Genomic DNA, 19,968 nt, shown 5'->3' on the forward strand with positions numbered 1-19,968 from the left:
GGCCCGGTGCGGCTGAGGGGCCGGCCGCCGTCGGTTAGGCTGGATGGTCACCCCTGCCAGCTCACGAAAGCTCTGAGATCCCTGAGATGTCTGCTGCCGAGTCGGTCTTCCCACAGCTCGAAGCACTGCTCCCGCACGTGCAGAAGCCGATCCAGTACGTCGGCGGAGAGCTGAACTCCACCGTCAAGCCGTGGGAGTCGTGCGACGTCCGCTGGGCGCTGATGTACCCGGACGCGTACGAGGTCGGACTGCCCAACCAGGGCGTCATGATCCTGTACGAGGTGCTGAACGAGCGCGAGGGCGTGCTCGCGGAGCGCACGTACAGCGTGTGGCCGGACATGGAGGAGCTGATGCGCGAGCACGGCGTCCCCCAGTTCACCGTGGACTCCCACCGCCCCGTCGGCGCCTTCGACGTCTTCGGCCTGAGCTTCTCCACCGAGCTGGGCTACACCAACATGCTCACCGCCCTGGACCTCGCGGGCGTCCCGCTGGAGGCCAGGGACCGCGGCGTGGACCACCCGATCGTGCTCGCCGGCGGCCACGCCGCCTTCAACCCCGAGCCGATCGCCGACTTCATCGACTGCGCCGTCATCGGCGACGGCGAGCAGGCGGTCCTCGACATCACCGAGATCGTCCGAGCCTGGAAGGCGGAGGGCCGGCCCGGTGGCCGCGAGGAGGTGCTGCTGCGCCTGGCGAAGACCGGCGGGGTGTACGTCCCGCGCTTCTACGACGTCGAGTACCTGCCCGACGGCCGCATCGGCCGCGTCGTGCCCAACCGCTCCGGCGTGCCGTGGCGGGTGTCCAAGCACACCGTCATGGACCTGGACGAGTGGCCGTACCCGAAGCAGCCGCTGGTCCCGCTCGCCGAGACGGTGCACGAGCGGATGTCGGTGGAGATCTTCCGCGGCTGCACCCGCGGCTGCCGCTTCTGCCAGGCCGGCATGATCACCCGCCCCGTGCGGGAGCGCAGCATCACCGGCATCGGCGAGATGGTCGACAAGGGCCTGAAGGCGACCGGCTTCGAGGAGGTCGGCCTGCTGTCGCTGTCCAGCGCCGACCACTCCGAGATCGGCGACGTCGCCAAGGGCCTCGCCGACCGGTACGAGCAGGACAAGATCGGGCTGTCCCTCCCGTCCACCCGCGTCGACGCGTTCAACGTCGACCTGGCGAACGAACTCACCCGCAACGGCCGCCGCTCCGGCCTCACCTTCGCCCCCGAAGGCGGCTCCGAGCGGATGCGCAAGGTCATCAACAAGATGGTCTCGGAGGAGGACCTGATCCGCACGGTCGCCACCGCCTACGGCAACGGCTGGCGCCAGGTGAAGCTGTACTTCATGTGCGGTCTGCCCACCGAGACCGACGAGGACGTCCTCCAGATCGGCGACATGGCGGTCAACGTCATCGCCAAGGGCCGTGAGGTCTCCCGCTCCAACGACATCCGCTGCACGGTCTCCATCGGCGGTTTCGTGCCCAAGCCGCACACCCCCTTCCAGTGGGCGCCGCAGCTGTCCGCCGAGGCCACCGACGCCCGGCTGGAGAAGCTGCGCGACAAGATCCGCGGCGACAAGAAGTACGGCCGCTCCATCGGCTTCCGCTACCACGACGGCAAGCCCGGCATCGTCGAGGGCCTGCTCTCGCGCGGCGACCGTCGCGTCGGCGCCGTCATCCGCGCCGTCTACGAGGACGGCGGACGCTTCGACGGCTGGCGCGAGCACTTCTCGTACGACCGCTGGATGGCGTGCGCGGACAAGGCGCTGCCGGAGTTCGGCGTGGACGTCGACTGGTACACCACCCGTGAGCGCACCTACGAGGAGGTCCTGCCCTGGGACCACCTGGACTCCGGTCTCGACAAGGACTGGCTCTGGGAGGACTGGCAGGACGCGCTCGACGAGACCGAGGTCGAGGACTGCCGCTGGACCCCGTGCTTCGACTGCGGCGTCTGCCCGCAGATGGGCACCGAGATCCAGATCGGCCCCACCGGCAAGAAGCTGCTGCCGCTGACGGTGGTCAAGTAGCCTTCGCGGGCCGGCGCGGTCGCCCCGGCGGACGCACTCCCGCCGTGGGCACGTAGCCGACCGCGGCGACCTCGGCCCCGTGGGTGGCTTGTCGCGCAGTTCCCCGCGCCCCTGTTTCGCTCGCCTTGTCGTTCGCCTGCGGGACAGGGGGTTCACGGGGTTCCCCCTGTGCCCACAGGGCACAGGGGGGAACTGCGCGACAAGCCACGGACGGTCCGCGGGTAGACGCTGGTGCAGCGGACCAGGGGCGCGGGGAACTGTGCGAGCAACCCGCAACCGGGCCGCAGACGTCATTGCCGCCGACGCATCACGGTGCCACCGCTCCCGTCGCGGCGGTGGCAGGGGAACCAGCTGTGGTTGCTGCGCGTACTCTGGGTAGGAGAACGACTGTCGCCCGAGCGGCGGCCGGGCCCGAGGTCTCCCCGCGCACGCGGGTGTGAGCCGGGCCGGCCCCTGGGCGCGACACCCGCATTCCGAGGGCGGCGCCCACCCGCGCCCGCCCCGCACCGAGGAGAAGAACCACTGGGCAAGCGACAGCCCGAAGGCCCGCCGCCCGCACCCGCGGTCCAGCGCATCCGTCTGCGCTACACCAAGCGCGGTCGCCTCCGGTTCACCAGTCATCGCGACTTCCAGCGCGCCTTCGAGCGCGCGCTGCGCCGGGCCGAGGTGCCCATGGCGTATTCCGCGGGCTTCACCCCGCACCCGAAGGTCTCGTACGCCAACGCCGCACCCACCGGTACGGGCAGCGAGGCCGAGTACCTGGAGATCGCCCTCGTCGAGCACCGCGACCCCGACACCCTGCGGGAGCTGCTGAACGGTTCGCTGCCGGACGGGCTCGACGTCGTGGACGCCGTCGAGGTGCGGACCTCCGGGTTCGCCGACCGGCTCACCGCCTCCGAGTGGGAGCTGCGGCTCGACGGGGTCCCCGTCGAGGACGCCGAGAAGGCCGTCGCGGCCTTCCTCGCGGCCGACGCCGTCGAGGTCGAGCGGCGCACCAAGAACGGCATGCGCGCCTTCGACGCCCGCGGCCCCGTCGCGGGGCTCGACGTGCACGCTCCGCTGCCTGATAGGCCGACGCAGGGGCCCTGTGCGATACTGCGGCTGGTGGTACGGCACGTGACACCTGCCGTACGACCCGACGACGTCCTGTCCGGTCTCCGCGCTGTGGCCGACCTGGCGCCGCCGGTCCCCGCAGCGGTGACCAGGCTGGCGCAGGGGCTCTTCGACGAGGAGTCCGGCACGGTGACCGACCCGCTCGCGCTCGACCGCGAGGCAGCTCCGACCGCTTGACCAAGGCCGTCGGGGCCGCCGCCCCCAGGCTCACGCCGGGGGGACTTCGCGACGGCGCCCGAAGGTCCCGCCGCTCAGGCAGTCGTTGCAGCGCGGCCCTCGTACTCGGAAGCCACCTGGGTCGGGCCGCGGCACCACACAAAAGACTTTCGCCAGGCCGTACGCACCAGGCGTACGGAACCGGCGAGCCAGACACAACAGCTCCCGTGCGGCGGCCCCGCCCCGGACGGCAACACCGCGCACAGCGCGGACGAAGGCCGGACCGCGAGCGCGTCCGCCCGGGAGCGTGACGGGAGAACCGCCCGCATGCACGAGTCGAACGAACCCGGCACCGCCGGGGACAACAACACCAACGAGTCCCACACCCCGAGCGACACGCTGCCGCCGCGCCGTCGGCGCGCCGCGTCCCGCCCGGCGGGGCCGCCGGCCGCCGCGGCCGGCGAACCCGCTCAGAAGGCTGAGACCGCTGTCGCCGCCGAGACCACCGAAGCCGCTGAGGCTCCGGCGCCGCGGACCCGTCGTCGGGCCACGCGCAAGACGACGGCCGCCGAGCCGGTCGTCGAGAGCGCCCCGGTGGCGGAGGCCGCTGAGGAAGCCGCGCCCGCGCCGCGCACCCGTCGTCGGGCGACGCGCGCCGCTGCGGCTCCGGAGCCGGTGGCCGCTGAGGTCGCCGAGGCCGTGGAGGAGGTACCGGCGCCGCGTGCGCGTCGTCGTGCCACGCGTACGGTGAGCGCGCCGGAGGCCGTGGCCCCGGAAGCGGCCGAGAGCGCCGAGACCGCTGAGAGCACCGAAGCTGCTGACGAGGCCGGAGCGCCGCGCAAGCGTCGCCGTGCGACCCGGGCCGCTGCGGCTCCGGAGCCGGTGGCCGCTGAGGTCGCCGAGGCCGTGGAGGAGGCGCCGGCGCCGCGTGCGCGTCGTCGTGCCACGCGTACGGTGAGCGCGCCGGAGGCCGTGGCCCCGGAAGCGGCCGAGAGCGCCGAGGCTGCGGAGGAGGCTCCGGCGCCGCGCACCCGTCGTCGCGCCACTCGCAAGACGACGGCCGCCGAGCCCGTCGCCACTGAGTCCGGCAGCAACGACAACAACAACGCCGGCGGGCGGGGCGAGAGCCTGCCGCAGAACTCCGTCGCCGTGATCACCGCCCACGAAGAGCAGATCGCCGCCGCCGAGCAGGCCGCCTCCCGCGGTCGTACGCGCCGCCGTGCCGTGGCGCCGCAGTTCACCGCCGAGGCGGCCGGCGAGCGCGCGAAGGCCGCCGAACCGGCCGCCGCGGCCGAAGAGGCCGAGCCCGCCGAGAAGCCGTCGCGCCGCCGGCCGCGCCCCTCCGTCGCCGTCTTCCAGGCCCCCGTCTTCGCGGAGCCGATGTTCCAGACCCCCGAGACGGCCGCCGCTGCCGCTGCCGCGGCCCACTCGGTCGACGAGGAGGCCGAGGAGGTCGAGGAGGAGGAGACCGAGACGGTCGTCGCCGAGGTCGCCCCCGAGCCCACCGGGCGTCGCCGTCGCCGTCGCCGCGGCGAGGCCGCCGAGCGCGTCGAGGCGGAAGCGCCCGCGGAGGAGGCCGAGCCGGTCGTCGAGAGCGCCCCGGTGGCGGAGGCCGCTGAGGACGCCGAGTCCGTCGAGGAGTCCGCCGAGGAAGATGCTGCGGCCGGCGCCGAGGCCGAGGAGTACGGCGAGTACGAGGACCGTCCCTCGCGCCGTCGCCGCCGCGGAGGCCGTCGCCGCCGCCGTGGCGAGGCCGCCGACGACATCGTCGAGGGCCCCGCGGGCGAGACGGCCGAGGCCGCCGACGCGGGTGACGAGCACGCCGCCGACGACGAGGCCGACGAGGACGCCGACGATGAGGGTCTGACGTCCGGCGGCTCCTCCAGCAGCCGTCGTCGCCGTCGCCGTCGTCGCCGCAGCGGTGAGCCCCTCGAAGAGGCCACGGCCACCGGAGACCCGGAGCGCACGGTCGTCAAGGTCCGCGAGCCGCGCCCGGCGCGCACCCGCGAGGAGCCCTCGGACGAGGTGCAGTCCATCAAGGGGTCCACGCGTCTGGAGGCGAAGAAGCAGCGCCGCCGCGAGGGCCGCGAGCAGGGCCGCCGCCGCGTCCCGATCATCACCGAGGCCGAGTTCCTGGCGCGCCGCGAGGCCGTCGAGCGCGTGATGGTCGTCCGGCAGAGCGGTGAGCGGACGCAGATCGGCGTGCTGGAGGACAACGTCCTCGTCGAGCACTACGTCAACAAGGAGCAGTCGACCTCGTACGTCGGCAACGTCTACCTCGGCAAGGTGCAGAACGTCCTGCCGTCGATGGAGGCCGCCTTCGTCGACATCGGCAAGGGCCGCAACGCCGTGCTGTACGCGGGCGAGGTCAACTTCGAGGCGCTGGGCATGGCCAACGGCCCCCGTCGCATCGAGGCCGCGCTCAAGTCCGGCCAGTCCGTCCTCGTCCAGGTCACCAAGGACCCGATCGGCCACAAGGGCGCCCGGCTCACCAGCCAGGTGTCCCTGCCCGGCCGTTACCTGGTGTACGTGCCCGAGGGCTCGATGACCGGCATCAGCCGCAAGCTGCCCGACACCGAGCGCGCCCGGCTGAAGGCCATCCTCAAGAAGATCGTTCCCGAGGACGCGGGCGTCATCGTGCGCACCGCCGCGGAGGGCGCCAGCGAGGACGAGCTGCGCCGTGACGTCGAGCGGCTCCAGGCGCAGTGGGAGGACATCCAGAAGAAGGCCAAGGGCGGCGGCGCCCCCACGCTGCTGTACGGCGAGCCGGACATGACCGTCCGGGTCGTGCGCGACATCTTCAACGAGGACTTCTCGAAGGTCATCGTCAGCGGTGACGAGGCGTGGGAGACCGTCCACGGCTACGTGTCGCACGTCGCGCCGGACCTCGCGGACCGGCTCCAGCGGTGGACGAGCGAGGTCGACGTCTTCGCCACGTACCGCATCGACGAGCAACTGATGAAGGCGCTGGACCGCAAGGTCTGGCTGCCCAGCGGTGGCTCGCTGGTGATCGACAAGACCGAGGCGATGGTCGTGGTCGACGTCAACACCGGCAAGTTCACCGGTCAGGGCGGCAACCTGGAGGAGACCGTCACCAGGAACAACCTGGAGGCGGCCGAGGAGATCGTGCGCCAGCTGCGGCTGCGCGACCTCGGCGGCATCGTCGTCGTCGACTTCATCGACATGGTCCTGGAGTCCAACCGGGACCTGGTCATGCGCCGGCTGCTGGAGTGCCTGGGCCGGGACCGCACCAAGCACCAGGTGGCCGAGGTCACCTCGCTGGGCCTGGTCCAGATGACCCGCAAGCGGGTCGGCCAGGGGCTGTTGGAGTCGTTCTCCGAGACCTGCGTGCACTGCAACGGCCGCGGGGTGATCGTCCACATGGAGCAGCCGACCTCGGTCGGCGGCGGTGGCGGCGGCAAGCGCGCCAAGAAGCGGGGGCGCGGCGCGGAGGCGCACGCTCACGAGGCGCACGAGCACGAGCACGGTCGGGAGGAGCCGGTCGAGACGGCGGCGGAGGTCGCCGCCGAGGTGGCCGAGCCCCTCGCGCTCGCCGAGCCCGCGTTCGTACCGGACGAGGAGCTGTACAGCAGCGCCGCCGAGGCGGAGGCCGCGGCCCGGCGCGGCCGGGGTCGCCGTCGGGCGACGCGTCGGGCGTCCGCGCCCGGCGGAGCGCCGCAGGCCGTCGAGGTGCAGCCGGTGGTGGAGCGGGCTCCCGAGCCCGAGGCCGCCCCGGTGGCCGAGGTCGCGGAGGTCGTGGCGGAAGCCGCCCCCGCGCCGCGCACCCGCCGTCGGGCCACCCGTAAGGCGACGGCTCCGGCCGGTTCCCCGCAGGCGTCCGACGAGCCGGTGGTCGAAGAGGCCGTGCAGGTCGAGGTCGAGCAGCCGGCGGCCGTCGAGCCGGCGGTGGTCGAGCAGGCCGAGGCCCCCGCGCCGCGCGCCCGTCGTCGGGCCACGCGCAAGGCGACGGCTCCGGCCGGCTCGCCGGTGGCGGAGACCGCGGAGACCGAAGTGATCATCGCGGCGAAGCCCGAGCCGGCGGCCGAAGCACCGGTTGCCAAGGCTCCGGCGCCCGAGCCGGTCGCCGACGCGCCCCGTCCGCGCCGTCGGGTGGTCCGCAAGGTCACCGCACCCGCGGGCGCCCCGGCCGGCGCCGAGGACGCCGCGGTCGTCGTGGTCGCGTCGGCCCCGGCCGGTGAAGCCGCCGAAGCCCCCGAGGCGGAGGCCGCCCAGGCTCCGGCCAAGAAGGCGGCCCGCAAGACCGCCAAGAAGGCCACCGCGAAGAAGGCCGCCACCAAGAAGACGGCGGCCAAGAAGAGCGCGGCGAAGAAGACGACGGCCAAGAAGGCCGCCACGAAGAAGGCGGCGAAGACCGTGAAGACGGCGGCGGCAGAGCAGTAGACCCGCCCGGCGGAGGCGGTCGTGAAACGGCCTCCCGAGCCACCTTCGACACACGCGCGTGTCCCGTCCCACACCTGGGGGACGGGGCACGCGTTTGATACCCAATTGATGCGCGAGGGATCTCTGGGCCTCTAAATTGGGCTAGGAAATTCCTGATAATGTGACGGACGGTCGCTACCGGGCCAGGACCAGCCCGGACACTCCGGTGGGTGACCGACCGGCTCACCCGGACAGGGCCCGGTCCTCGATCCTCGGTAGGGCGTCGGCTTGTGCCGGATGGGGTGTGCGCGGCCTCGCGAGACGTCCGCATCATCCCAGACCTCCTGCCACAGACAGCTCTTGGTGTTCTAGGAGGACGACCATGACGAGCAGCAGCAACAGGCAGCCCATTCCCGCTGCCCGCCCGGTCATCGGCGAGGAGGAGATCGAGGCCGCGGTACGCGTATTGCGCAGCGGCCTGGTCGTGCAGGGCCCCGAGGTGGCCGCCTTCGAGGAGGGCTTCTCGGAGCTGGTCGACGGCCGGCACTGCGTCGCGGTGAACTCCGGCACCTCCGCGCTCCACCTGCTCCTGTTGGGGCTGGAGATCGGCCCGGGCGACGAGGTGATCGTCCCCTCGTTCTCCTTCGCCGCGAGCGCCAACGCGATCCGACTCGTCGGCGCCGACGCCGTGTTCGTCGACGTCGAGCCCGACTCCTACTGTCTGGACCCGGCCGCCGTCGAGGCCGCGATCACCCCGCGCACCGCCGCGATCATGCCGGTCCACCTCTACGGCCACCCCGCCGCGATGGACCGCATCACCGCCATCGCCGCCCGGCACAAGCTGGCCGTCGTCGAGGACGCCTGCCAGGCCCACGCCGCGGCCCTGAACGGCACCCCGGTCGGAGCCTTCGGCGCCGGCGGCACCTTCAGCTTCTACCCGACGAAGAACATGCACTCCCTCGAAGGTGGCATGATCTCCACCGGGGACGCCGAACTCGCCCGCACTCTGCGGCTGCTGCGCAACCAGGGCATGGAGAAGCGTTACGCCAACGAGATCGTCGGCTGCAACATGCGGATGACGGACGTCGCAGCCGCCGTCGGCCGCGTCCAGCTCGGCAAGCTGCACGGCTGGACCGAGCAGCGCATCGCCAACGCCGCGTACCTCAGCGAGCACATCACCGCGCCGAACGTGACCACTCCGGTCGTCGCCGAGGGCGCCCGCCACATCTACCACCAGTACACGATCCGGGTGGCCGGGGGAGCCGAGGCCCGCGACGCGGCCATGGCGAAGCTCACCGAAGCCGGCATCGGCAACGCCGTCTACTACCCCACCCCGATCCACCGGCTGAAGCCGTTCTGGGAGCCCGACCAGAAGGCCGGCCGCACCTGGGACCTGCCCGAGACCGAGCGCGCCGCCGCCGAGGTCGTCTCGATCCCGGTACATCCGTCGCTCTCCGGGGAAGACCTGGAGCGGATCGCCGTCGCCGTGAACGAGCTTGGAGAGAATCTGTGACCACCGTCCAGGGCGCCCAGCAGCTGCGGGCCGGGCTGATCGGCCTCGGCTCCATGGGCCGCCACCACGCCCGCGTCCTCGCGGGCCTCGACGGCGTCTCCTTCGTGGGCGTCGTCGACCCCATGGGGGACAAGAACGGCTGGGCGCAGGGCGCGCCCGTGCTGGCCGAGGTCGAGCAGCTGATCGACCTGGGCATCGACTACGCGGTGGTGGCCTGCCCCACCGCCCTGCACGAGCAGGTCGGGCTGAAGCTGGCCGAGGCCGGCGTCGGCGCGCTCGTCGAGAAGCCGGTCGCGGACACCGTCGAGGGCGCGCGCCGCCTCGTCGAGGCGTTCGAGTCCCGCGGCCTGGTCGCGGGCGTCGGCCACATCGAGCGGTGCAACCCCGCGCTGCGCTCGCTGCGCCAGCGCCTGGAGGCCGGCGAGCTGGGCGACGTCTACCAGGTCGTCACCCGCCGCCAGGGCCCCTTCCCGCACCGGATCGCCGACGTCGGCGTGGTCAAGGACCTCGCCACCCACGACATCGACCTCACCGGGTGGGTCACCGGCCAGACGTACACCTCCATCTCCGCGCGCACCGTCTCCAAGTCGGGGCGTCCGCACGAGGACATGGTCTCCGCGGTGGGCCAGCTCTCCGACGGCACCATGGTCAACCACCTGGTGAACTGGCTGTCCCCGCTGAAGGAGCGATTCACCTCCGTCACCGGTGAGAAGGGCTGTCTGATCGCCGACACCCTCACGGCCGACCTCACCTTCCACTCCAACGCCGCCCAGGCCACCGAGTGGGAGGCGCTGCAGGCGTTCCGCGGCGTCGCCGAGGGGGACATGATCCGCTACGCCATCCCCAAGCGCGAGCCGCTGCTGGTGGAGCACGAACTCTTCCGCGACGCCGTGCTGGGCACCAGCCACGACATCTGCACGCTGCGACAGGGGCTGCGGACGGTCGAGGTGGCCGCGGCGGTTCTGGAGTCCGCGGCAAGCGGCACCACGATCAGCCTGATAGACGGTGCGAGCCCGGATGAGGCGGTGGCCAGTTGACCGAACCCGCCGTCACCGTTGTGGTCGCGGTCTACAACACGATGCCCGCACTGACGACGTGTCTGGACTCTCTCGTGCGGCAGAGCATTGGGCTCGACCGCATGGAGATCATCGCTGTAGACGATGGGTCCACCGATGGCAGCGGGAAGGAACTGGACCGCTACGCCGAGCGGTACCCCGATGCCTTCAAGGTGGTTCACCAGGAGAACTCGGGGGGCCCTGCCCGGCCCAACAACGTCGCCCTCGATCGCGCCACCGGCCGCTATGTGTTCTTCGTCGGTGCGGACGACTACCTGGGCCCCGAGGCGCTGGAACGCATGGTCGCGCATGGCGACAGGAACACGTCGGACGTCGTGCTCGGGAAGATGGTGGCGATCGGTGACCGCTCCATCCCCAGGGCCGTCTTCCGTTCCACCGAGGACAACATCCCACTGATCGGCTCGGGTGCGCTGTACGCCATCTCGAACACGAAGATGTACCGCCGTGCCACGATCGAGAAGCACGGTATCCGGTACGCCGAGGACCTGCCGGTCAGCTGCGACATGCCGTTCACGCTGGAGATGTACGTCCGGGCGGCGACCATCTCCGTCGTCGCCGACTACGACTGCTACTACGCTGTCCGGCGTGACGACGACAGCAACATCACCTACCGGGCGGCCTTCGAGAACCGGTTGAAGGTCTGCGCTCGCGCCCTGGACCGGCTGGCGGAGCTGGGCGCGTCAGCCGATCTGTACGAGGCGTTCGCCATCCGGCTCCTCAAGGTCGATGTCGCGTGGATCTTTGGCGCGAATTATCTCGCCCTCAGCCGTGAGCGCCGTGCGGAGTGTGTTCGGGCCACGGCCAGGTTCCTGCGGAAGTACTACGGTGACGGCGCCTTCGAGCGGGTGCAGCACCGTCTCACGGTGCCCGAACGACTCCGGTTCTACTGGGTGTTCGCCGGCCGCCCCGACGAGTTGGCGGAGCTGGTCCGGATCGACGGGCTGGGCGGCTTCCCGGTGACGCTGCTGCGGGACGGGCACGCGTACGCCCTTTACCCCGGCTTCCAGGACCCGTCCCACGGCATTCCCGACCGCGGCTACGAGCTGCTGGGTTCCATCGTCGACCGCCTCGGGCCCGGCACCGAACTGCTGTCGGCCACGTGGTTCCAAGAGGAAAGCGAGCGGGTCGACCTCGACATCGCCGTGCGTGTGCCCGTCGTCGGGGACACCGGGTCCGTCGCCGTGCAGCTGCTGAAGGGCGCGCTGCCCAGATCCACCGACAAGACCGGCGCACGGCGGCTTGGCGGGAAGGAGAAGCGCCCCCAGCCCGTGGGCGAGTTCAGCCGTGAGGAAGCCCCGGACGGGCGCTCCACGATCGTCCGCGCCCGGATTCCGCTGACGCGCCGCAAGGCGGAGCTGGGTGTCCGGGTCTGTCTTGAGGCGGGCGGACGAAGTTACGAGGTCCCGGTACGGGCCGGGGAGCATCCCATGCCGCTGGCCCGAGCCTGGGGCATGAACGACACGTACCGGCTGGCCGCACGCGTCAACCAGGCGGGTCGTGTCGTGATCGCCACCGGCCCCCTGTATCCAGCGAAGAGGCCCCTGGGCTCGCGCCTGCGCACCCTGGTGACCGGCTTTAAGAGGAAGAAGTAGTTGTCCCCATGAACATCTGTGTAGTCGCACTCGGGAAGATCGGGCTGCCGCTCGCGGTCCAGTTCGCTGTCAAGGGCCACCGGGTGATCGGCGCCGACGTCAACGCAACGGTCGTCGAGTCGGTCAACGCCGGCGTTGAGCCCTTCCCCGGAGAGCACGACCTCGATGTGAAGCTCAAGCAGACGGTTGACGCCGGCCTGCTCACCGCGACCACCGACACCACTGCCGCGGTCGCCCAGTCTGATGTCGTCGTGGTCGTCGTCCCGCTGTTCGTGGACGCCGATGGCACCCCCGACTTCGGCTGGATGGACTCCGCCACCCGCTCCATCGCCAAGGGCCTGAAGCCCGGCACCCTCGTCTCGTACGAGACGACCCTGCCGGTCGGCACCACCCGCACCCGCTGGGCCCCGATGCTCCAGGAGGGCTCGGGCCTCACCCCCGGCGAGGACTTCCACCTGGTCTTCTCCCCGGAGCGGGTCCTCACCGGCCGGGTCTTCGCCGACCTGCGCCGCTACCCGAAGCTGGTCGGCGGCATCGACGAGGCGTCCGCCCGCCACGGCGTCGAGTTCTACGAGAAGGTGCTCGACTTCGACGTCCGCGACGACCTGCCGCGGCCCAACGGCGTGTGGGACCTCGGCACCGCGGAGGCGTCCGAGCTGGCGAAGCTCGCCGAGACCACCTACCGCGACGTCAACATCGGCCTGGCGAACCAGTTCGCCCGGTTCGCCGACAAGAACGGCATCGACGTCAAGAAGGTCATCGAAGCCTGCAACTCGCAGCCGTACAGCCACATCCACCAGCCCGGCATCGCCGTCGGCGGCCACTGCATCCCGATCTACCCGCGGATGTACCTGTGGAACGACCCGGAGGCGACCGTGGTGCGCTCGGCCCGCGAGGCCAACGCCGCGATGCCGGAGTACGCCGTCGACCTGCTGGCCGCGGCGTACGGCGACCTGACGGGCGTGAACGTGCTGGTCCTCGGCGCGGCGTACCGCGGCGGCGTCAAGGAGACCGCGTTCTCCGGCGTCTTCGGCACCGTCGAGTCCCTGAAGGCGCGCGGCGCCGTGCCGTACGTCTCCGACCCGATGTACACCGCAGAGGAACTGGCTGCCCAAGGCCTCACCCCGCACCGCGGCGAGCAGGTCACTGCCGCGGTCCTCCAGGCCGACCATGCTGAGTATCGTGACCTGGCCGCTTCCGACCTTCCGGACGTGACCGTCATCGTCGACGGCCGCCGCACCACCGACCCAGCGCGCTGGAGCGGAGTGCGCCGCGTCGTCATTGGTGGTTGAACCTACTGTGCGAGCAGGCCCAGCCATCACGAGCGTGGCTGGGCCGCTCAGCTGTCTCGATGCTTAAGGATTTCGATATGCCAATCTCTGTCGCCCGGCCGAAGCTGGCTGTCATCGTCGCCAATGGAATCACGGGGGACTCCCGGGTGCAGAAGACTGCGCTGGCGGCGGCGCAGGCAGGCTGGGACGTCACCCTGATCGGCCGTGCCACCGGCAAGAAGCAGGAGCACTCCTGGTTCGGCCCTGTCAAGGTGGTGCGGCTGCCGGTGGCGAACCGCATGGAGCAGCGTGTGACAGCCAAGACCCGACAGGGCGGGGTACGGGCGCGCGTGACCCAGTGGGGTATCCGGGACGGGGCGACCCTTGCCCAGTTCCGTGACGCCCACCGGGCGTGGGTGCGCGAGCAGACCACCCGGATCGGGTATCTGGGCGACTCACCAGTGGCCGATGCGACGGCCGCAGGCCTCAAGGCGTGGGTGTACGCGCGGCGCCGCGGCCACCAGTTCCGGGTGCGGGCCTACCGTTGGGAGCAGCGGCGCAAGTCCGACGAGCCAAGAGGTAACTGGCGTGAGGACTGGCCGGCGCTCCTCGATCTCGACCTGGCCTTCGGCCCCTACATCGAGGAACTGGCGCCGGATGTCATCCACGCCAACGACATCACGATGATCCACACGGCCGCGCGGGCCGTGGCCCGGCTGCGCGCCAGTGGCCGCACCTGTTCCTGGCTGTACGACTCCCACGAGTACGTCGCCGGCATCGACTGGTCCAAGCCCGCCATGATGTCCGCTTTCCCGGCGGTGGAACGGGAGTTCATCGGCAAGGCCGACGCGGTGGTGACGGTCTCGCCGGAGCTCGCCGAGATGCTGCGCACGGACCACGGGCTGCCCGAGACACCGGACGTGGTGCGCAACGCGCCGATCCGCAGTGTCGTGGGAGACGCGGTCGATCGCGTCTCCGTCCGCGCTGCCTGCGGACTGGGCGACGACGTGCCGCTCATGGTCTACGCCGGCTGGATCGCCCCTGACCGGGGTGTGGCCACCGCGGTCGAGGCGCTGCTCCATCTGCCGGGCTACCACTTGGCGTTGGTGTCGGGTCGGGCCACCGCAGGGCTCACCGCCCTCTTGGAGCAGGCGAACGGACTCGGTGTACGCGACCGGGTCCACGTTGTGCCGTACGTTCCGCAGCACGAGGTGCCCGACTACCTCTCCAGCGCCGACCTCGGCCTGACCCCGTTCCATCACATTCCGAATGTGGAGAACTCGCTGCCCACGAAGGCTGCCGAGTACCTCCACGCCAAATTGCCGATCATCACCAGCGACATCAAGGCGATGAGCGAGTTCGTCAACTCCCACGGCGTGGGCGATGTGTTCACCGCCGAGGACGCGGTGTCTTTCACGGCCGCCGTCAAGCGGGCGACGGCGGATCAGGAGTTGCTGCGGAAGAACATCACCGAATCGCTGTTGACCGAGCTGTCCTGGGAGCGGCAGGCACAGATCCTGCTGGCGGTGTACAGCCGGATCTCGGGGAAGACGCCGAGCGAGCCGATCCCGGACATGTCCTGGAACGCCGAGGAGCGCCGGGTCACGAACCCCGAGGCATCGGTGGAGCACCTGGACCGTGGCTGGCGACCTCTGGGCCACACGCCGATCAAGCTGGGGCTCGCCCCGGCCAACTTCGCGGGTCAGTTGGCCGCCTTCGCCACGGCGATCACGCGGGAGCGCGACGACGTGTCGGCCGAGGTGGTCAAGCACCGTGCCGCTACCCAGAAGCACGACTACCCGGCTGACGTCTACGTGGACCTGACCGCTCTGCAGAACCTGGACGTCCGACTGGAACTCGTCCAACGGACCGTCGGTCGCTACACGCACCTGATTGCCGACGCCTTCCGCCCTGTCTTCGGCGGGTTGAACGGCCCGAGCATCGAGGGCGATCTCGCTGCGTTGCGAAACGCCGGGATCAAGGTTGCGTTGCTCGCCCACGGCAGCGAGGTCCGTAACCCTGCCAAGCACCGGCAGCGCAACCCGTACTCACTCTTCCTCGACGCTCCCGACGGCTACGAGAGGAAGCTGACAAACCTCGCCAAGGAAAATCGGCGCGTCGCGGAAGAAGCCGGGCTGCCGGTCTTCGTCACCACACCGGACCTCCTGCTCGACCTGCCGATGGCGACCTGGACTCCGCTCGTGGTGGACGTCGACGCATGGGCGAGCGATCGTCCGGTCATGGAACGTAAGCGTCCGGTGGTCCTGCACGCGCCTTCGGCGCGTTGGTCGAAGGGAACGGACCGGATTCTGCCGCTGCTGGAGGACCTCGACTCCCGGAGGATCATCGAATTCCAGCTCGCCGAGGACGTTCCCTGGACGACGGTCCGCACGATGGTGAAGAACGCGGACATCGTGATCGACCAGTTCGCGATCGGCACGTACGGGACCTTCTCCTGCGAGGGCATGGCGGCTGGCCGTCCCGTCATCGCGTATCTGGACCAGGATTCGCTTGACGCCTGCGGTGTTACCCCGCCGATCGTCAACGCGACCCCGCAGACGCTCGCCTTGGAACTGGAGCGCCTGCTCGACGACCGCGACGCCACGGCGCGGATCGGCCGTGAGTCCGCGGCGTTCGCACGCGAATACCACGACGGGACGGCCTCGGTGGCTGCGCTGAGCAACTTCCTGGTCTCGCGCTGAGCATGTTCTACGCCTGGCAGGATCTGCCAGGTCTGCCGATGACCTTGAGGGTCTCGGGGGGTGTGACGGTTTCACCGACGTCGCATTGATGGGAAACTCTTCGGTTCCCATGCCCGCGCCGCCGAGCTGCGGCGACGAAACGGAGTCTTCGGAGTTTCCCATCAACAGCGAGGGGCAGCCGCTGGTCCCTTGCGCCATGCTGCCCTGCCCGAATCCTGCGGTGCTGCTCGGGTCAGGGGAACCGTGCCGGCCTTCCGGCGGTTCTCCTCCCGGCTCATTCAGGTACGGCGGGCTTCCGTCTCAGCCCGTGGAGTGGATCAGGCGAGCCGGTAGTTCTCGGGGCTGCCGCAATCAGTGACTCCGGTCTCCCAGTTTTGACAGACAGTGATCTTGATGCGGTTGACGTTGTAGGCGTTGACGTAGATGGGCGAGAACGTCAGGTTGCCGTCGCGGGACGTTCGCGTGGCGCTGTCGACCTTGGTGTCGTGGAAATAGCTTTCGAAGACTGCGGTGGTGGAGTGTGGGCTGTTGAGGCGGTTGACCACGCTGCCGGTGATCACGGGGTAGTTGTCCCACTGGATGTTGCCCACGGTGTAGCCCATGTTGCAGTCGGAGTTCTTGAAACAGACGCTGTATGCCTCGTTGGGGGTCGCGGCGACAGCGGGCGAGGCGATCTGAGCCGCGCCGAGCAGGGCGGCGGCTATGACCCCGATACGAGCGAACTTGTTCATCGTTGTCCCTCACGCATAGATGGGTGGTGTGTGCAGCTTGTGACTGTAATGGGCCGAGCGTGTACCGCTCAAGAACACGATCCAGCCGCGCAGGGCCTCGTGATACACGCCGAGTTTCCCCGCCGTACGGCGGATGACGGGCTTCGGTTCGGCGGTGTGGTGCACTCATACGGACAGGGCACGTGTGCCCCCGCTGCGGCCGGCCCTGGCAGGATGTGGGCCGTTCGACGCGATTGCGGCCGAGTGGACGCCTTCGCGTTTCGGGAACGGTGTGCAACGCGGGGTGAACCGCCGACCGACCCGCCACCAAGGTAGGCGCCAAGCCACGCCGCATCGGATAGACGGCAAGCTGAGCCGGCCACCAACGGTATGAGCCGTGAGCGGAATCGAGACTCAAGCCGCCCATGGCGCCTTCGACGCTGTTGACCTGGGTCGTCAGGGCGTGTGGGCCTCTTCCAGCAGTTTCACGACACGCTCCGCGGCCGTACCGTCGCCGTAGGGAGCGCCGTGCGGAGCCTCGGGCGCCGGCCGCGTGGCGATCTTCGCCCATTCGGAGACGGGCATCGTGTGCGGGTCCGGCACGAGTACGTTCCAACTGCCCTCCAAGGTTTCCACCCACTCGGTCTCTGGGCGGATGGTGGTGCAGGCGCGGTCGAGCAGGAAGGCTTCCTTCTGCAAGCCGCCCGAGTCGGTGACGACGCCCACGGATGCCATGACGGCGGCGACTAGCCCGGCGTACGGCAGCGGGCGACCCACCCGCACGGAGCCCTGCGCCAGCTCGACACCGTGCTCGTCAGCGCGAGTGATCAGACGGGGGTGGGCGAGGAGAGCCACCGGCACCGGGAGCGCGGCCAGGGACTCGATGATCGAAGCCAGCCGGGCTGGGTCATCGGTGTTGTCCGGGCGATGCAGAGTCGCCAGGAGGAAGGGCCGCTCCGGGTCGATGCCCTCCGGAAGCGCAGGCGCAGGGTGCTTCCCGGCGAGCACTGCGTCCCGGACGCGCAGGCAGATGTCGACCATGACGTCACCAGCCAGTCGGGTCCGGTCCGAGAGGCCCTCGTTGGCGAGGTGACGCACGGCCTCCTCGGTGGGAGCGAGCAACAGATCGGCGCAATGGTCGGTGAGGACGCGGTTGTGCTCCTCGGGCATCCGGCGGTTGAAGGACCGCAGTCCCGCCTCCAGGTGGGCCACCGGGAGATGCATCTTTACCGCGGAGAGCGCGCCCGCGACCGTGGAGTTGGTGTCGCCGTAGACAAGGACCCAGTCCGGTCGCTCGCCCTCCAGGACCTTGTCCATGGCAGCGAGGACAGCACCAGTCTGCGCGCCGTGGCTGCCCGAGCCGACACCGAGGTGGATGTCGGGATCCGGGATACCGAGCCCGGTGAAGAAGACATCGGACAGGTCGGCGTCGTAGTGCTGCCCGGTGTGGACGATGACGTGCTGATGGGGCGTGCCCGCGAAGGCGGCGGCGATCGGTGCGAGCTTCACCAGTTGGGGACGGGCCCCGACGACACTGAGGACCTTCACGTTGCTCTGCTCCTTGAGGGGATACGTCGTGGTCGGCGCACGGCGATAGTACGTGTCCGATGGTCAGAACGGAGAACGGGTGGCAGCGATGTGCACGGTAGAATCGCACGCCTACCATCCGTATCGGTCTGGGACCGAGGCCGACAGGAAAGGCGCGTACATGAAGCCCGACAGCGCGACCCCGTCACGGGAGACCCGGGGGCGGGTCGCCATGCTGGTCGATAACGGCGTCAAGGGGGACTCCCGAGTCCAGAAGGCGGCCCGTTCCGCGGCCGAGGCCGGCTGGGAGGTCGTGCTGTTCGGGGTCTCGCCCACCGCGAAGGTTCAGAAGTGGAAGTTGGGTGCGGCCGAGGTCAGGCTGATCCCCAAGCCCGCCCACCTGGAGCCGCGCCGCCACGACCTGCGCCGTCCCCTCCTGCGCCGTCCCCTCGCGTACCGCTCCCCGCAGGTGGCCAGGTACCGGGTCCAGGCCGCCAAGGCGTGGCGCTCCGACCTCGCGTTCCGGCAGGCTGCCGCGGGCGCCGCACGGGCTGGGTACCCCGGCAGCAGCGCCAGCGCGTCCAAGCCCCGGCTGCTGCTGCCGCGGGTGGGCGCCAAGGTGGTGAGCAAGTGGGTCGCCCTGCGGGCCCGGGAGACCCGGCTGCTCCAAAAGCGCCGCGCCCCGCTGACCGCGCCGTTGGACCGGACGGTCACCGCCATGTGGTCGAAGCTGCTGGGTGAGCGTTCCTGGCGTCGGCTCATGCCGAACCTGTGGGACTTCGAGTTGGCCTTCGCCCAGCACATCGATGCCTTCGAGCCGGACCTGATCCACGCCCACGACTTCAAGATGCTGGGTGTGGGGGCCCGTGCGGCGGTGCGCGCCCGGGCCAAAGGCCGCCCCGTGAAGCTGGTGTGGGACGCGCACGAGTTCGTGCCAGGCCTGCCCGAGTACCACGGCCGTTGGCTGCCCGGGCACGTGGCCTGGGAGAAGGAGCACGCGGTCTTCGCCGACGCCGTGATCACCGTTTCGCCATCCCTCGCGGAGATGCTCAAGGACGGCCACGGGCTCGGGGAACTGCCCGCTGTCGTGCTGAACGCTCCGGTGATGAGGCCGAGCGCTGACGAGCTTGAGGGTGCCCCCCCGGTCGGGGACTTGCGGGAGCTGTGTGGAATCGACGACAGCACCCCACTGCTGGCCTACGTGGGCGGCATCAGCCCGGTGCGCGGAGTGGAGACGATCATCGAGGCGCTGCCGCACCTTCCGGAGGTGCACGTCGCTCTGGTGTCGGTCACCCCGGGCAAGATGAAGGCGGTGGCGACCACGCAGAAGCTGGCTGGCGAACTGGGTGTGGCGGACCGGGTGCATTTCCTGCCGTTCGTTCCGCATTGGCAGGTGCCCGCCTTCCTGGCTCCGGCGGACGCCGCGGTCAGCCCGCTGCACCACCTGACCAACCACGAACTGGCGCTGAGCAACAAGTTCTTCGAGTACTCCCAGGCCAGGCTGCCGCTGATCGTGAGCGACATACGCACGATGGCCGACATGGTGGAGTCCACCGGCCAGGGCGAGGTCTTCCGTGCCCAGGACGTCGAGGACTTCGCTCGTGCGACCAGGGCCGTTCTCGCCGACCCCGCGAAGTACGAGAAGGCGTACGACAAATCGGGTCTCCTGGAGAGCTGGACGTGGGAGGCCCAGGCCAAGGTCATCGACGGCATCTACAGCCGGCTGCTGCCGGACCGTCCGCCACTGGCGTGAAGCCGGGTGAACCGGGCATGCGGAAGACGACGTGGCGGGCGCTGAGTGCGTCCGAGTAGGTTCGCCTCGAATCCTGCCGAGTGCACAGCAGGCCAGAGGCCCTGTCGAGAGATCGACAGGGCCTCTGGTTTTTGCGTTGACATCAGTTTTGACAGCAACC

Annotated in this window: 11 protein-coding genes; 9 read left to right on the top strand and 2 right to left on the bottom strand. The window is 70.3% G+C overall.

What is annotated here, in order from left to right:
• Nucleotides 1–86: 86 nt before the first annotated feature.
• The 8 genes from AB0E05_RS32165 (at nucleotide 87) to AB0E05_RS32200 (ending at nucleotide 15,818) form a co-directional block, all read left to right on the top strand.
• The gene (locus AB0E05_RS32165) at nucleotides 87–2,015 is read left to right on the top strand and encodes a TIGR03960 family B12-binding radical SAM protein (protein WP_361970356.1); all 1,929 of its coding nucleotides are present in this window, start codon (nucleotides 87–89) and stop codon (nucleotides 2,013–2,015) included.
• Between the two features lie 522 nt (nucleotides 2,016–2,537).
• Complete coding sequence (locus AB0E05_RS32170; RefSeq protein WP_361970375.1) at nucleotides 2,538–3,305, top strand: TIGR03936 family radical SAM-associated protein; 768 nt, start codon at nucleotides 2,538–2,540, stop codon at nucleotides 3,303–3,305.
• Nucleotides 3,306–3,611: 306 nt separating this feature from the next.
• Nucleotides 3,612–7,685 carry an Rne/Rng family ribonuclease gene (locus AB0E05_RS32175; RefSeq protein ID WP_361970358.1) on the top strand — a complete coding sequence of 1,358 codons (4,074 nt, stop codon included), beginning with the start codon at nucleotides 3,612–3,614 and terminating at the stop codon, nucleotides 7,683–7,685.
• Nucleotides 7,686–8,046: 361 nt separating this feature from the next.
• Nucleotides 8,047–9,177, top strand: a complete 1,131-nt coding sequence (locus AB0E05_RS32180) for a DegT/DnrJ/EryC1/StrS family aminotransferase (protein WP_361970360.1) — start codon at nucleotides 8,047–8,049, stop codon at nucleotides 9,175–9,177.
• The gene (locus tag AB0E05_RS32185) at nucleotides 9,174–10,214 is read left to right on the top strand and encodes a Gfo/Idh/MocA family oxidoreductase (protein ID WP_361970362.1); all 1,041 of its coding nucleotides are present in this window, start codon (nucleotides 9,174–9,176) and stop codon (nucleotides 10,212–10,214) included. The genes AB0E05_RS32180 and AB0E05_RS32185 overlap by 4 nt, the downstream gene beginning before the upstream one ends.
• Nucleotides 10,211–11,845: a glycosyltransferase gene (locus AB0E05_RS32190; protein ID WP_361970364.1), complete on the top strand. Its 1,635-nt coding sequence runs from the start codon at nucleotides 10,211–10,213 to the stop codon at nucleotides 11,843–11,845. The genes AB0E05_RS32185 and AB0E05_RS32190 overlap by 4 nt, the downstream gene beginning before the upstream one ends.
• An 8-nt stretch (nucleotides 11,846–11,853) precedes the next feature.
• Complete coding sequence (locus AB0E05_RS32195) at nucleotides 11,854–13,137, top strand: nucleotide sugar dehydrogenase (protein ID WP_361970366.1); 1,284 nt, start codon at nucleotides 11,854–11,856, stop codon at nucleotides 13,135–13,137.
• A gap of 59 nt (nucleotides 13,138–13,196) precedes the next feature.
• Nucleotides 13,197–15,818 (top strand): glycosyltransferase, encoded by a 2,622-nt coding sequence (locus AB0E05_RS32200; protein ID WP_361970368.1) that lies wholly within the window; start codon nucleotides 13,197–13,199, stop codon nucleotides 15,816–15,818.
• A gap of 317 nt (nucleotides 15,819–16,135) precedes the next feature.
• Here AB0E05_RS32200 and AB0E05_RS32205 read toward each other — a convergent pair whose 3' ends face one another.
• Nucleotides 16,136–16,549: a hypothetical protein gene (locus AB0E05_RS32205; RefSeq protein WP_361970370.1), complete on the bottom strand. Its 414-nt coding sequence runs from the start codon at nucleotides 16,547–16,549 to the stop codon at nucleotides 16,136–16,138.
• A 435-nt stretch (nucleotides 16,550–16,984) separates the two neighbouring features.
• Nucleotides 16,985–18,076 (bottom strand): UDP-N-acetylglucosamine 2-epimerase (non-hydrolyzing), encoded by a 1,092-nt coding sequence (wecB, locus tag AB0E05_RS32210; RefSeq protein WP_361970371.1) that lies wholly within the window; start codon nucleotides 18,074–18,076, stop codon nucleotides 16,985–16,987.
• A 160-nt stretch (nucleotides 18,077–18,236) separates the two neighbouring features.
• On the opposite strand from wecB, the gene AB0E05_RS32215 reads away from it, so the two are divergent.
• Nucleotides 18,237–19,808, top strand: coding sequence for a glycosyltransferase family 4 protein (locus tag AB0E05_RS32215; RefSeq protein WP_361970373.1), 1,572 nt, complete (start codon nucleotides 18,237–18,239; stop codon nucleotides 19,806–19,808).
• The last annotated feature ends 160 nt before the right edge of the window (nucleotides 19,809–19,968 follow it).

Origin of the sequence: Streptomyces sp. NPDC048057 (assembly GCF_040653095.1) — a bacterium.
In the GTDB taxonomy this organism is placed as follows: Bacteria; Actinomycetota; Actinomycetes; order Streptomycetales; family Streptomycetaceae; genus Streptomyces.

Bases quoted from the DNA above. Each gene is read 5' to 3' on its own strand.
- AB0E05_RS32215 (WP_361970373.1), top strand. From the start codon at position 18,237: ATGAAGCCCGACAGCGCGACCCCGTCACGGGAGACCCGGGGGCGGGTC.
- AB0E05_RS32175 (WP_361970358.1), top strand. From the start codon at position 3,612: ATGCACGAGTCGAACGAACCCGGCACCGCCGGGGACAACAACACCAAC.
- AB0E05_RS32195 (WP_361970366.1), top strand. From the start codon at position 11,854: ATGAACATCTGTGTAGTCGCACTCGGGAAGATCGGGCTGCCGCTCGCG.
- AB0E05_RS32200 (WP_361970368.1), top strand. From the start codon at position 13,197: ATGCTTAAGGATTTCGATATGCCAATCTCTGTCGCCCGGCCGAAGCTG.
- AB0E05_RS32165 (WP_361970356.1), top strand. From the start codon at position 87: ATGTCTGCTGCCGAGTCGGTCTTCCCACAGCTCGAAGCACTGCTCCCG.
- AB0E05_RS32205 (WP_361970370.1), bottom strand. From the start codon at position 16,549: ATGAACAAGTTCGCTCGTATCGGGGTCATAGCCGCCGCCCTGCTCGGC.
- AB0E05_RS32180 (WP_361970360.1), top strand. From the start codon at position 8,047: ATGACGAGCAGCAGCAACAGGCAGCCCATTCCCGCTGCCCGCCCGGTC.